Source organism: Stenotrophomonas sp. STEN056 (genome assembly GCF_056759635.1).
Genome location: NZ_JBRRDL010000008.1, coordinates 65,814 through 79,824 on the forward strand (window position 1 = coordinate 65,814; position 14,011 = coordinate 79,824).

Consider the following 14,011-nt stretch of genomic DNA (forward strand, 5'->3'; position numbering starts at 1 on the left):
CCTAGGGAATGGCGTATTCAGAGCGCGTCAACGGCGCAGTGTGGGGGCAATAAAAAAGCCGCTGGCGAACCAGCGGCTTCTCAAAACGTGCTTCGAAGAAGAAGTTATTACTTCTTGGCTTCTTCAGCAGCGTCCTTGGCTTCGGTTGCGACGTCCTTGGCGGCTTCGGCAACGTCAGCAGCGGCGCCAGCAGCGGCGTCGGTAGCAGCGCCGGCGGTAGCAGCAGCGGCTTCGCCAGCGGCGTCAGCAGCGGTAGCGGCGGTGTCGGCAGCAGCCTGGGCAGCGTCAGCGGTAGCGGCGCCAGCGGCAGCAGCCTGGTCAGCAGCACCCTGTGCTTCGGTGGCGGCGGTGTCGGCAGCAGCGGCGGCGTCGGCAGCCTGCTCCTGCTTCGAGCAGGCGGTCAGGGCCAGGCCCAGGGCCATCGCGATCAGCAGCTTGTTGATGCTCATTGTGTGAATCCTCGTCGTGGAAATTTGGCAACGCGCCATTGCGCGCCGGGAACATGATGACAAGCCCATTTCGACTGTCAAGCGGTCCCGCATTCATATTTCAGAATTTCTTGAATTTCCAAATTAAATCAATTCGATGGCGATGGCGGTTGCTTCGCCGCCGCCGATACAGAGCGACGCAACACCACGCTTGAGGCCACGCGTGCGCAAGGCGCTTACCAGCGTAACGACCAAGCGTGCACCCGATGCACCGATCGGATGACCCAGTGCGCAGGCGCCACCATTCACGTTGACCTTTTCATGCGGGATGCCCAACTCGCGGATCGGCGCCATGGCCACCACGGCGAAGGCTTCGTTGATCTCGAACAGATCCACGTCCCCGATTTTCCAGCCGGCCTTGTCCAGTACGTTCTTGATCGCACCAATCGGCGCGGTGGTGAACCACTCCGGCTCCTGCGAGAAGGTGGCGTGGGCCACGATGCGGGCCAGTGGCTGTACCCCGCGCTGGGCGGCATCGTCGGCCGACAGCAGCACCACGGCGGCGGCGCCATCGGAAATGCTGGAGGAGCTGGCGGCAGTAACGCTGCCGTCCTTCTTGAACGCCGGGCGCAGGGTCGGGATCTTGGCGATGTCCGACTTGCCCGGCTGTTCGTCCTGGTTGAACTCGACTTCGCCCTTGCGGGTGGCGACCTTGACCGCAACGATTTCGTCGTTGAACGCGCCGTTGGCCTGCGCGGCCTGCGCGCGGGTCACCGACTCGATGGCGTAGGCGTCCTGTTCTTCACGGGTGAAGCCGAACTTGGCCACGGTGCCTTCGGCGAACACACCCATGGCCTGGCCGTCGTAGGGATTGGTCAGGCCGTCCCATGCCATGTGGTCCACGGCCTGGAAGTTGCCGTAGCGGTTGCCGGTGCGCGAGTTCGGGAGCAGGTGCGGGGCGTTGGACATGGACTCCATGCCGCCGGCGACGACGATGCTGGCCGAGCCTGCCTTGATCAGGTCGTGGCCCAGCATGATGGCCTTCATGCCCGAACCGCAGACCTTGTTGAGCGTGGTGGCGCCGGTACTGGTCGGCAGGCCGGCCGCCAGCGATGCCTGGCGCGCCGGGGCCTGGCCCAGGTTGGCCGGTAGCACGCAGCCCATGATCACTTCGGAGACGTCGGCGGCGGGAACGCCGGACTGCGCCATGGCCGCGCTGATGGCAGCTGCGCCCAGGGTCGGGGTGGGGACGCCGTTGAACTGGCCAAGGAAGGAGCCGATGGCGGTACGTTTGGCGGCGGCGATGACGATGTCGGACATGAGCAATCTCGGTTATACCTTGCGGCAATTATCGAACGTCGCCGGGGCGTAGCCCATTGGACCAACGGCACATCCGGCGGACAGTGGATTGTCGTTGCAGTATAGAAGGTCGGTCGCCGGGAGCTGGTTGCCGGCAATACCTGAATTGGCGGCAGCTGTACCTATCAGGACGAGGGGGCAAGCAATGAACAGGAATTTGGCTGTGCGTGGTGTCTTGGCCGGGTCACTGGCGATGGCGCTGGGGGCGTGTGGTGGCGGTGGCGGGACAAAGTCGAGTCCGCCACCTGTACAGCCACCCCCGACGACACCTCCACCCACCACGCCTCCACCCACGCCGCAGCCGGCGATGGATGCGCACCTGGCGTTGACCAATGCCAAGGCTGCGCAGGCCATGGGGCTGACAGGTGCCGGCTACCGCATCGGCGTGGTCGACTCGGGCGTGATGCGCAATCACCCGGCACTGGCTGGGCGGGTGGTGGCCAACTACTTCTATCTGGACCCGAGCCGGAACAATGCCAACGTCGATGACGTGGTTGGCCATGGCACCGCAGTGGCCGAGTTGGCCGCAGGTGCGGCGGTGGGTGCGTGGCCGGGCGGTGTTGCACCGGGGGCGCAGATTGTGTCGGCCCGCATCATCAGCGACACCCGGCCCACCGATGACGGCTCCGGACAGGGCAATGAGGTGGATGGTGCATTGGGCTTCGCGCCGATCCATGACGACCTGATCCGTGCCGGCGTGCGCATCATGAACAACTCCTGGGGCGGGCTGTACTGGAGCAAGCCCACCGCCACGGCGCCCATCGCCGCCGAGTACCGGCCTTTCATCATCGACAACGATGGGTTGGTGGTGTTTGCCACCGGCAACGAGTCGCGCAGCAACCCGTCGAGCATGGCCGCATTGCCCAGCCAGCTGGGGCCCAGTGGCAGCTTGCCGGCGGCGGACCTGGAGCGCGGCTGGCTGGCGGTGGCGGCGCTGGACACCGCCAATCCAACGCAGCTGGCGTCGTATTCCAATGCCTGCGGCGTGGCGAAGGACTACTGCCTGGTTGCGCCGGGAACGGCGGCCTATGTCGGTCATCAGAGCACCGCCGGCAACCTGAGCTATCAGTACAACAGCGGTACATCGTTCGCCGCGCCGTTGGTATCCGGTGCGGCGGCATTGGTGTGGCAGGCGTTTCCGTATTTCAACAATGATCTGGTGCGGCAGACACTGCTGGGCACGGCGACCGACCTGGGCACGCCGGGCCCGGATGCGCAGTTTGGCTACGGCCTGCTCAACGTTGGCAAGGCAGTGAAGGGGCCGGCGAAGTTCGATTGGGGCGACACCGTGGTTGATGTCGATCAGTTCGGGCTGGAATCGGTGTGGAGCAATGACATCAGCGGCAATGGCGGGCTGGTGAAACGTGGCGCTGCCGCACTGAGCCTGTCGGGCAGCAACACCTACAGTGGTGCCACCCGCATCGAGCGGGGCACGCTGGCGTTGCGCGACGGCGGCTCGATCCGCTCCGATGTCACCATCGTGCCGCAGTCCAATCCATCCGCTGCCGCGTTGCAGTTCCTCAATGGCGACACGCGCGTGGTGGGCAACGTCGACAACGGCGGCAGCGTATTGCTGATCGGTGATGACAGCCGCGGCACCATTGAAGGCAATTACGTGCAGCGTGCGGGCGCGCAGTTGATGATCGCGCTGGGTGCCAAGGCCTTGCAGGTCAGTGGTACGGCGACGCTGGACGGCGGCGTGCTGATCAACGGCATGGTCAGCGGCTACGTCGCGCAGGACGGCACGCGGCAGGATCTTGTGCATGCCGGTGGCGGTGTAAGCGGAGCGTTCGCCACGCCTGCCGCGGTAACCCAGAACACCGGCCTGAGCCTGCTGCAGAGCCATTACGACTACGACCCCAACAATGCGTGGCTGGTGCTGGACCAGGTCAGCGTAACCAGTGCAGCGCAGTCGGCAGGGCTGGGCATACAGGCCATGTCGGTGGCGCAGCGGGTGGAGCGCGCATTCGAGTTGCTGGATGGTGACCTTGCTCTGCAGGGCAGCACGTTCGGCGCTGCTGCGGCGGCGGTGCAGCAGGTCGGCGGTGGTTTCAATGGCCTGGGTAGCAGCCTGGAAAGCCTGTCCGGCAAGGCGCATGCAGCGGCAACCGCGATGACCTTCGACAGCGTTGACATGAATCGTCGCGCGCTTTCGGCGCAGTTTGCCGACGCGACATCCACGCCCTCGCAGGTGCGCAGCTGGACGCGCGCGCTGGGCGGCGGCGGACAGGGTGGTTACCTGGGCAGTGACTACAACGTGGGCGGCTGGATGATGGGCGGCGAGGCGGCCATCGCCGGCAACGGTGTGCTCGGTTTTGCGTTTGGCGAGACCCGCGCCAACGGCATGGCCGGGGTAGCGCAGGATCGCAGCCGTGACCGGCAGACGCAGTCGCAGCTGTATGCCGGTTGGCGCATGGGCAATGCGTATGTGCTGGGCCAGGCCGGCTTTGGCCAGTACCAGCGCGAGCTGGACCGCGGCCTGTTGCTGGGCAGTGAACGTGCCGGGGTGCATGCGCGTTACAGCGGCAATTTCCTCTCCGGCAGTGTCGAGGCCGGGTATCGCCTGGGCGCAGGCGCGGCCACTCTCACGCCCTACCTGGGCGCGGAATACACCCGCATCGACAACGACGCCTTTCGCGAGCAGGGCGGCTATGGCTTTGGCCTGCGTGCCGATGACTGGAGCAGCCGCCGCAGCCAGGCGCTGGCCGGCCTGCGTGGCCAGTACCTGTGGAAGCGGATTGCCTTCAATGGCTACGCCGAGTGGCAGCAGGCCCTGGATGGCAGCGGTTTGACGCTGGATGCCAGCTTCGTCGGCGTGGATGCGTGGGCGCCAATGGTCGGGCTGCAGCCGGCGCGCTCCGGTGGCCTGCTTGGGCTGTCGGTGGATTCGTGGTTGTCACGCAGCACGCGTTTGTCGCTGGGCTATGACCAGCGTGTTGGCCCACGTGGCGACAACCGGCAGGTGTCGTTGCGGCTTTCGCAGGAGTTCTGACACAGGGCGGGGCGGCAACCCGCGCGGATACCTGACTCCCTCCCTTGCGCAGCGCGCAGGGGAGGGTTGGGGAGGGGGCTCTTGGCTTGCGGGGCTTACTCGCCCCGCAGGCGGTTCATGCGCGGGGTGGAACGGCCCATCGGCAGCTTCAATTTGCCGATGGCATCCAGGCGGCTTTCGGCGATACGGTCGGCCGCGCGCTGGGGCGAGATGTCATCGCGTTCGGATTGGTCGAAGATCTTGCCCAGGTTGTGATAGATGCTGCGAATCAGGCGCATCGCGCGTTCGCGGTTGTAGCCATCGATCTCCAGTGACACGTTCATCACGCCGCCGGCATTGACGGCGTAGTCCGGCGCCCACAACACGCCGCGCTTGTGCAGCTCGTCGCCCACTGCATGGCTGGCCAGCTGGTTGTTGGCGGTGCCGCAGATGACCTTGGCCTTGAGCCGGTCCAGCGTTGCCATGTCGATGGCGCCTTCCATCGCGCAGGGGGCGAATACATCCGTCGCAACGTCGTAGATGGCATCGGGCTTGACCGCTTCGCAGCCGAACTCAGTGACCGCGCGCTGCACCAGCACCGGGTCCAGGTCGGTCACCTGAAGCTTGGCGCCGCGTTCGCGCAGCAGCTTCACCAGCTCCATGCCAATGTGGCCCAGGCCCTGCACGGCGATGCTGACCTTGCCGATTTCCTCATGGCCGAACTTGCGGTTCACCGATGCCATCAACGCCTGCAGCGCGCCGTAGGCGGTGAACGGGGCCGGGTCGCCGGAGCCGCCATGGACCTGGTGCACGCCGGTGACATAGCCGGTTTCCAGGTAGATGTTTTCCATGTCGTTGACGTCGGTGCCCACGTCTTCGGCCGTGAAATAGCGGCCACCCAGTGCCTCGACCTGGCGGCCGAAGGCGCGGAACAGCACTTCGCTCTTGTCGGTGCGGGGGTCGCCGATGATCACGGCCTTGCCGCCGCCGACGTTCAGCCCGGCCAGCGCGTTCTTGTAGGTCATGGTCCGGCTCAGGCGCAGCACGTCGCGCAGCGCGTCGTCGGTATTGGCGTAGGGGCGCATGCGCACACCGCCCAGTGCCGGGCCCAGGGTGGTGTTGTGGATGGCGATGATCGCCTTCAGGCCTGCATCGCGGTTCTGGCAGAACACGACCTGTTCATGGCCGGAGGTTTCGAGGGTTTCGAAAAGCATGGAAGCTCCGATGGCGGTTGTTACCACAACGTCAGTGATCTTGCTGCCAAAATGGCGGCCCATAAAACAAAAATGCGACTTCGTCGTTGGGGTGACGGGTCGCGAGGGGGCCATTCTAATCCATTCCCGGTTCGGGAATGTTCAGACAGGCATGCCTGACGCCGCCCCTTGCTTTGCCCGTACGGGTCTTCAGCCCTGTTACCGATAGCCTAAACCCGGGAAAGGTCACGCTGCGCTGCAACCTGACCTCGCGCGCGCGCGGTTCTATGATCGGTTTCAACAGAAACCGGATGTTGCACGGCCCATGAGCACCCCCGCCTCGCAGTTCCCGCAGACGCAGCCAGAAACCACCCCGCTGCGCTTCGTCACCGCCGCCAGCCTGTTTGATGGCCACGACGCGGCCATCAACATCATGCGCCGTCTTATCCAGGCGCAGGGCGCCGAAGTGATCCACCTGGGCCACAACCGCAGTGTCGAAGACGTGGTGCGGGCGGCGTTGCAGGAAGATGCCGATGCCATCGCGCTGTCGTCCTACCAGGGCGGCCACGTCGAGTACTTCAAGTACATGGTCGACATGCTCAAGGAGCGCGGTGCCGGCCATATCAAGGTGTTCGGCGGCGGTGGCGGCACCATCACCCCGGAGGAAATCCGCGAGCTGCAGGCCTACGGTGTGGAGCGCATCTATCACCCCAACGACGGCATGAAGATGGGGTTGGTGGAGATGATCGAGGATGTGGTTCAGCGCGCTGGTAGCGCGCGGGATTCGGGATTCGGGATTCGGGAACCGCAGCTTGCCGTGATGCCGGAGATCAGCGACGAGATCGGCATCGGCCGCGTGCTGAGCGCGTTGGAAGACGGCGTGTGGACCGATGGTGAGCTGGAGAGGCTTCGCAAACAATGGGCCAAGGCGGATGGTCAATCCCCATTCCCCAATCCCCAATCCCGACCGGCAACGCCGGTCATCGGCATCACCGGCACCGGCGGTGCGGGCAAGTCGTCGGTGACCGACGAGTTGTTGAACCGCTTCCTGGCCAACTTCCCGCAGATGCGCATTGCGGTGATCTCGGTGGACCCGACCCGTCGCCGTACCGGCGGCGCGCTGCTGGGCGACCGCATCCGCATGAATTCGCTGCGCTCCAAGCGCGTGTACATGCGCTCGATGGCAACCCGCCGCCAGCATGCGGCGATCAATACGGTGCTGCGTGACTGCATCGGCTTCCTGAAGTCGCTGCATTTTGATCTGGTGATCGTCGAGACGGCCGGTATCGGGCAGAGCGATTCGGAAATTGTCGATCTGGTCGACTTCCCGATGTACGTGATGACCAGCGACTTCGGCGCGCCAAGCCAGCTGGAAAAGATCGACATGCTCGATTACGCCGAACTGGTGGTGTTGAACAAGTTCGACAAACGCGGCGCCGAAGATGCGCTGCGTGATGTACGCAAGCAGTGGAAGCGCAACCGCGTCGCTTTCACGATGAAGGATGAGGATGTGCCGGTTTATCCGACCATCGCCAGCCAGTTCAACGACCCCGGCATCAGCTGGATGTTCGCCAACCTGTGCCGTCTGCTGCGCGAGAAGGCCAAGGCAGACGCTGGCCTGCAGCCGCAGATCGACACGACGCTGAAAGAGCCGCGTGCGACGGTGCTGATCCCCGGCAGCCGCGTGCGCTACCTGGCCGAGATTGCCGAGCAGGGCCGCGGCATCAACGCCCGTATCGAATCGCAGGCCGAAGTGGCCGAGCGTGCGCAGAGTCTGTGGCAGGCACTGAAGGAACTGGGTGACGTCACGTTGCCGGGTGCGCTGGATCTGTATGCGGCCGATGCGCTGACCGCTGCGGATGCTGACAACAGCATCCGTACCCTGCGCCAGCGCTACAACGACGCGGTGCAGTCGCTCGACTCCGATGCGCTGCGCCTGCTGCGCGAGTGGCCGGCACGGCTGAAGTCGATCACTGAGCCGGTCAACGAATACCAGGTGCGCGGCAAGACCATCCGCGTGGAGAACTACCGCGAGTCGCTCAGCCACCAGCAGATTCCCAAGATCGCCGCGCCCACCTACCGCAGCTGGGGCGAGTTGCTGGTGTTCCTGCAGAAGGAAAACCTGCCCGGCTCGTATCCGTACACCGGCGGTGTGTATCCGTACCGCCGCACCGGCGAAGACCCTATCCGCATGTTTGCCGGCGAAGGCACGCCGGAGCGCACCAACCGCCGCTTCCATTACCTGAGCGTCGGTCAGCCGGCCGCGCGTCTTTCGACTGCGTTCGACAGCGTCACCCTGTATGGCGAAGACCCGGCACCGCGCCCGGACATCTACGGCAAGATCGGCAACTCCGGCGTCAACATTCCCACGCTGGATGACATGAAGAAGCTGTATTCCGGCTTTGACCTGTGCGCGCCCACCACGTCGGTGTCGATGACCATCAACGGCCCGGCGCCGATGATCCTGGCGATGTTCATGAACACTGCCGTCGATCAGCAGGTCGAAAAATACCTGAAGGAAGATCCGGCGCGCTGGGCCGAGGCGGAACAGAAAATCGCCAGGCTTTTCGAGGGCCGCACGCGCCCGCAATACCACGGTGATATGCCGCCGACCAACAATGGTCTGGGCCTGGCGCTGCTGGGAGTCACCGGCGATCAGCTGGTGGATGCGGAGACCTACGCGCGGATCAAGACCGAAACCCTGTCCACGGTGCGCGGTACGGTGCAGGCGGACATCCTCAAGGAAGACCAGGCGCAGAACACCTGCATTTTCTCCACCGAGTTCGCGCTGCGGATGATGGGCGACATCCAGCAGTACTTCGTTGACCACAAGGTGCGCAATTTCTACTCGGTATCGATCTCCGGTTATCACATCGCCGAAGCCGGCGCGAACCCGATCAGCCAGTTGGCCTTCACCCTGTCCAACGGTTTCACCATCGTCGAGTACTACCTGGCGCGCGGCATGAAGATCGACGACTTCGCGCCCAACCTGTCGTTCTTCTTCTCCAACGGCATGGACCCGGAGTACACGGTGATTGGCCGCGTTGCACGCCGCATCTGGGCGCGCGCAATGCGTGAGCGCTACGGCGCCAACGAGCGCAGCCAGATGATGAAGTACCACATCCAGACCTCGGGCCGTTCGCTGCACGCGCAGGAAATCCAGTTCAACGACATCCGCACCACGTTGCAGGCGCTGTATGCGCTGTTCGACAACTGCAACAGCCTGCACACCAACGCCTACGACGAAGCGATCACCACGCCGACCGAGGAAAGCGTGCGCCGCGCGGTGGCGATCCAGATGATCATCAACAAGGAGCTGGGGCTGAACTTCTGCGAGAACCCGTGGCAGGGCAGCTTCATCGTCGACAAGCTCACCGATATCGTCGAAGAGGCGGTCTACAAGGAGTTCGAGGCGATCAGTGAACGTGGTGGCGTGCTCGGTGCAATGGACACCATGTACCAGCGCGGCAAGATCCAGGAAGAGTCGCTGTACTACGAGCACAAGAAGCACGACGGCAGCCTGCCGCTGGTCGGCGTGAACATGTTCCTGCCCAAGGAGCATGCCGGCGAGGTGGCCACCGAGATCGAGCTGATCCGCTCGACCGAGGAGGAGAAGGGCCAGCAGATCGAGAACGTGCGCAACTGGCAGCGCAATCGCAATGCCCTGGCACCGGCGGGCGAGACCTCGCATTCGCATGAAGTCGAAGGCGCCGTGGCCGATGAAGGCGACGCGCACGATGGCCACGGCCTGGCCTACCTGCAGAAAACCGCGCGTGATCGTCGCAATGTGTTTGAGGCGCTGATCGAAGCGGTCAAGACCCACAGCCTGGGCCAGATCAGCCACGCGCTATATGACGTGGGCGGCGAGTACCGCCGCAACATGTAATCCCCGTGCAGGTGGTGCCGAGCCATGCTCGGCAGAGGCTTTCCAAGAAAACCCAGCCTTGTAGTGCCGAGCCATGCTCGGCAGAGGCTTTCCAAGCAAACCCAGCCTTGTAGTGCCGAGCCATGCTCGGCAGAGGCTTTCCCGGTACGGCTCCAGCCGAGCATGGCTCGGCTCTACCTGGGCTGCTGATAATCCTGGCTGTTACCCTTGGGCGCACATCCCGGGCAATAGGTAGCAGCATGGATAGACGGCGTTTCATCGGTGGTACCGCTTTGGCAGCCGCGCTGCCGTTGTTTGGCATGCAGGGCACGGCGGCGGCCGCGCCGCGTGCCCGTGTGCTGCCGCCGGCGCTGAGCAAGGGCGATACGGTCGGGCTGGTCAGCCCGTCCTCGGCCACCAGCGACCGGCTGAGCCTGCAGCTGGCGCGCGAAGCCATGGAGGCGTTTGGCCTCAAGGTGAAGACCGGCGCACATTACGATGCCCGCTACGGCCACCTGGCCGGCACCGATGCCGAGCGTGCTGGCGACATCAACGCCATGTTTGCCGACAAGCAGGTCAAGGCCATCGTCTGCGTGCGCGGTGGCTCGGGAGCGGCGCGTCTGCTGCCGTTGCTGGATTACGAGCGCATCCGCGCCAACCCCAAGATCCTGCTGGGCTACTCGGACATCACCGCGCTGCACAGCGCGATCCAGGCCCGCACCGGCTTGGTGACTTTCCACGGGCAGATCGGTTCGGGCACCTGGAACCGCTTCAATGCCGACCAGTTCGAGAGCCTGTTCTTCAAGCGGGAGCTGATGCAGTACCAGAACACGGTGGTGGATGCCGACGACGAGCTGGTGCCGCGCCGGAACCGCGCGCTTACCCTGCGTGGCGGCCGTGTAAGTGGTGAGCTGGTGGGCGGCAACCTCACGGTGCTGAGCGCGCTGGCGGGTTCACCGTATCTGCCGGATTTCACCGGCAAGATCCTGTTCCTGGAAGACGTGGAGGAGGCGCCGTACCGCATTGACCGCATGTTCAGCACCTTGAAGCTGATGGGCGCGCTGGACAAGATCGCCGGTTTCATCTTCGGTGAGTGCACCGATTGCAACCCGGGCGACGGCTACGGCTCGCTGACCTTGGACCAGATTTTCGACGACTACATCCTGCCGTTGAAGATCCCCGCCTATCGCGGCGCGATGATCGGCCACATCCGCGAGCAGTTCATCGTGCCGGTGGGCGGCAAGGTGGAGATGGATGCTGACGCCGGCAGTTTCCGTTTGCTGGAGCCGGTGTTCTCCGGCGTCTGAGTGGGCAAGGGCGCGGCGGTGGCTGCCGCGCCCAACTGCTTATTCTTCTTCGTCCCCGCTGTCTTCCTGCTCGTCCTCATCGGGGGACATCCACCAGCTGCCGCCGGCAACACAGGCCGGCGGCGCATGTTCGCGGGTTTCGATGGCGTCGATGTGGCGCCCGCTGTGACCGCTGGCCCAATCCTTGAGCAGCTTCTCCACCGATTTCCGGCTCTGTGCAGCGATGCCCAGGTTGCGCTCGCTCTGCCAGTCGCTCTCTTCGTCGTGATCATGCTGGTGCGGCGCGCCGTAGCTGCAGCGCAGGCAGTAATGGCGGATGCTGCGGGTCCAGTCTTCGGCATAACCGATGCCCGGTGCGGTCGCCTGCAGCAGGGCGTCGATATCGGCCTGTCTGTTGGCGCGCACGAACACGACGAAGGTCTGGAACTCGGACGGCACCAGCCGGCCCAACTGGTTGAAGACGTGGACCTCGCGCTCGCCATCGAAGCGGCTGCCGGTGGAAGCGCCGTCGTGCAGCACGATATCGCCGAAGCGGTGGCCGCTTTCCGGCAAGGGCACGTTGAGCAGGCGTGCACGCACCGGATCGATACGGCGCACGAACACGGTTTCGCCGCCTTGCCACGGGTTCAGCCGCACCACCGCAAGGCCAAAGTCGCCATCGATGGGGCCAGCGCCTTCGGGCAGCGAGATGCTGCAGGCCGTCCAGAGTTTGCGAACGGTTTCCCAGTCGCCCAGTGCGGTCGCGGCGATGGCCGCATTCCAGTGCTGGGCCTGGCTGAATTCATCTGAGAGCGCGATGGCCTGCAGGTTGTGCCGGAGCGAAATCGGCCAATCCAGCAGGTATTTGTGCACCAGCCCCTGCATGTAGTGGTAGTACGGGTTTTCGGGAACGCGTTCCAGCAAGGCGGCGAAGTCGCGTGCGGCCTCGGCCAGTTCCCCCGCGTCCACGGCTGCGTAGGCGCGTTCGTGCAGTTCCTGCAGTGCTTCGTCTTGCTCGTTCATTGTGTGCGCTTCCATTGCGGTATTGCGGGGCCGGCGTGCGGTCGTGGCTCAGTGGATGGGGATGTACAGCTCCATTTCCGAGGCAGGGTCGAACGGGTCGTCGAACCGTTGGTCGTAGCGCTCGAAGTCCACGCCATCACAGGCCTGGAATCCATGTTCCTCCAGCAGGTGATCCATGATGGTCTTGAAGCTGGTGCCGATCTGCGCCGCCGTACCGATGTGGGTGAACGCGGCATAGCGCTGTGCCGGTACCTGGATGCGGACCATGCCTGCCGGCACCGGCGCATCGTCCTCGACCTCGAAGCCGGCCACGTATTGCAGCCAACCATCGGCGCGTGGAACGCAGACGCCGTAGCTGACCGCAGGTTCCCGCTTGCCGGTGATTTCGTTCTCGCGCGGGATGAAACGCTCCCACAGTTGGCCGAAACCCTCGTCGCCGTCGCGGAACAGGTATTCCATCCCGACAACGGTGAAGCCGGGACGTTCGATGATGCGTGACTGCATGGCGTGGTTCTCGAAAGCGGCCCGCAGGAGGCGGGCGAGGGGATGTGGATGCGGGCCGGTGGGTTCAGCCGCCGCGCTGCGCACGGTGATGGGCGACCAGTGCGTTGGCGTGGCCGTGACCGATCTGGTGCTGTTCCTTGAGGAAGGCCACCTGTTCCATGTGTTTCTTTTCCTTGACCGTGTCCAGCAGCGCAAACCAGTGCGTGACCGGCTTGCCGTAGGTTTTCTCGATGGACGGGAAGTACGAGGCCGGGCCCTGGACTTTATCGCTGGTCATTGCTGTTTCCTGCGGGATGACACAGTGGGAATGATGGTTGAAATGCGTTGTCTCGGCGACTCAATTCTGCGCTTGTCCGAGGATGCCGGTGATGTGGGTTTTGGCGAAGTGGATGAATGCGGCCAGCGCTGTATCCGGCAACGTGGCGGGGCGGCCATCGCGATAGGCTTGCCGCGCCTGCGAAACGATGGCGTGATGCTCGGCGGGCAGGTGTTGCAGCAGCCAGTCGGCGGCAACGTCCTTGGCCGCGATGTCGCCGGTCCGTGCGCTGTACCAGATGCGCGCCAATGCCAGCACGATGTTGATTTCGTCGCCGCGCCAGTCATCGGGTGTGTTCCATTGCATCACGGTGTCGTTCAATGCCTGGACGAAATCCCGGCGCGGGACCGGATCCAGCAGCTTGCCGATGGCGGGGCCGTACAGGGCGACATTGTGCCGGTGCGCCTTGGTCAGCAGGATGGCGAGGTCGGGATCGGTCGTGGGCGGTTCGAGCCTGTCGGCCAGGATGTCCGCGCGCAGCCATTCGCCGAACTGCAGTTCACGCCGTGCCGGATGGCGCCAGGGCGTGAGGTGATCGCGTGCGATGACCGTTACTTCGAGGGCGCGCAGCTGTGGGTGTTGGCCGGGGGGCGCGGAGATGGCCAACAGCTGGCGTTGCAGATTCCGCAAGGTGGCTTCATCGGGTGCTTGCGCCACGATCACCAGCAGGTCGATGTCGCTGCTGGGCTTCAAGCCACCGTCGAGTGCGGAGCCGTAGAGGTGGATGGCAAGCAGGTTGTTCGCCAGCCGTTGCTCGATCGCCTTGCAGGCAAGGCCGAGTTGGTCGGCGATGGTATCGGGGACATGCGGAGTCATGAAGACGGCAATCAGTTGCGAAAGGCTGATTGTGCCGCAAACAGAACGGGCGCCTTGCGGCGCCCGTTCTGGTGTTGCATTGCGTCGGCCAGCGCCCTCTTCCTTCTCCCGCGTGAGGGACTGCAGGGGAAGGTGCTCCGAAGGGGCGGATGAGGGGGAGCTTTCCATCGTTCGCCTTCAGGGCGCGTGGCGACGCGTTCCTCATCGCTACGGCTTGGTGGGCGTTGAGGCGCCCCTCACCCCAACCCCT

General features: G+C 64.5%; 10 protein-coding genes. 3 read left to right on the top strand and 7 right to left on the bottom strand.

Annotated features, from left to right (window positions below; genetic code table 11):
- Positions 1-107 precede the first annotated feature (107 nt).
- Together ACVOLO_RS06920 and ACVOLO_RS06925 are read right to left on the bottom strand one after the other, a co-directional pair.
- Complete coding sequence (locus ACVOLO_RS06920) at positions 108-449, bottom strand: hypothetical protein (protein WP_481569513.1); 342 nt, start codon at positions 447-449, stop codon at positions 108-110.
- Positions 450-572: 123 nt separating this feature from the next.
- Positions 573-1,748, bottom strand: a complete 1,176-nt coding sequence (locus ACVOLO_RS06925; protein ID WP_481569514.1) for a thiolase family protein — start codon at positions 1,746-1,748, stop codon at positions 573-575.
- A 184-nt stretch (positions 1,749-1,932) separates the two neighbouring features.
- Between ACVOLO_RS06925 and ACVOLO_RS06930 the strand changes: the two genes are divergently transcribed.
- A complete protein-coding gene (locus ACVOLO_RS06930) occupies positions 1,933-4,779 on the top strand; it encodes a S8 family serine peptidase (protein ID WP_481569515.1) in 2,847 nt (948 codons plus the stop codon).
- A 95-nt stretch (positions 4,780-4,874) separates the two neighbouring features.
- On the opposite strand, the gene ACVOLO_RS06935 is transcribed toward ACVOLO_RS06930, so the two are convergent.
- Positions 4,875-5,972, bottom strand: a complete 1,098-nt coding sequence (locus ACVOLO_RS06935) for a Glu/Leu/Phe/Val family dehydrogenase (RefSeq protein WP_481569516.1) — start codon at positions 5,970-5,972, stop codon at positions 4,875-4,877.
- A gap of 304 nt (positions 5,973-6,276) precedes the next feature.
- On the opposite strand from ACVOLO_RS06935, the gene ACVOLO_RS06940 reads away from it, so the two are divergent.
- Together ACVOLO_RS06940 and ACVOLO_RS06945 are read left to right on the top strand one after the other, a co-directional pair.
- On the top strand, positions 6,277-9,837 hold the full coding sequence (locus tag ACVOLO_RS06940) for a methylmalonyl-CoA mutase family protein (RefSeq protein WP_481569517.1): 3,561 nt from the start codon (positions 6,277-6,279) through the stop codon (positions 9,835-9,837).
- A gap of 239 nt (positions 9,838-10,076) precedes the next feature.
- The gene (locus ACVOLO_RS06945; protein WP_481569518.1) at positions 10,077-11,123 is read left to right on the top strand and encodes a S66 peptidase family protein; all 1,047 of its coding nucleotides are present in this window, start codon (positions 10,077-10,079) and stop codon (positions 11,121-11,123) included.
- Positions 11,124-11,162: 39 nt separating this feature from the next.
- Here the strand turns inward: ACVOLO_RS06945 and ACVOLO_RS06950 are convergent, their stop codons facing one another.
- From ACVOLO_RS06950 to ACVOLO_RS06965, 4 genes are all read right to left on the bottom strand, one after another.
- Complete coding sequence (locus ACVOLO_RS06950; protein WP_481569519.1) at positions 11,163-12,125, bottom strand: tetratricopeptide repeat protein; 963 nt, start codon at positions 12,123-12,125, stop codon at positions 11,163-11,165.
- A 48-nt stretch (positions 12,126-12,173) separates the two neighbouring features.
- A complete protein-coding gene (locus ACVOLO_RS06955) occupies positions 12,174-12,629 on the bottom strand; it encodes a GyrI-like domain-containing protein (protein ID WP_481569520.1) in 456 nt (151 codons plus the stop codon).
- Between the two features lie 64 nt (positions 12,630-12,693).
- The gene (locus ACVOLO_RS06960) at positions 12,694-12,906 is read right to left on the bottom strand and encodes a DUF4287 domain-containing protein (protein WP_481569521.1); all 213 of its coding nucleotides are present in this window, start codon (positions 12,904-12,906) and stop codon (positions 12,694-12,696) included.
- Between the two features lie 60 nt (positions 12,907-12,966).
- Positions 12,967-13,761 (bottom strand): aminoglycoside adenylyltransferase family protein, encoded by a 795-nt coding sequence (locus tag ACVOLO_RS06965; protein WP_481569555.1) that lies wholly within the window; start codon positions 13,759-13,761, stop codon positions 12,967-12,969.
- Between the last annotated feature and the right edge of the window lie 250 nt (positions 13,762-14,011).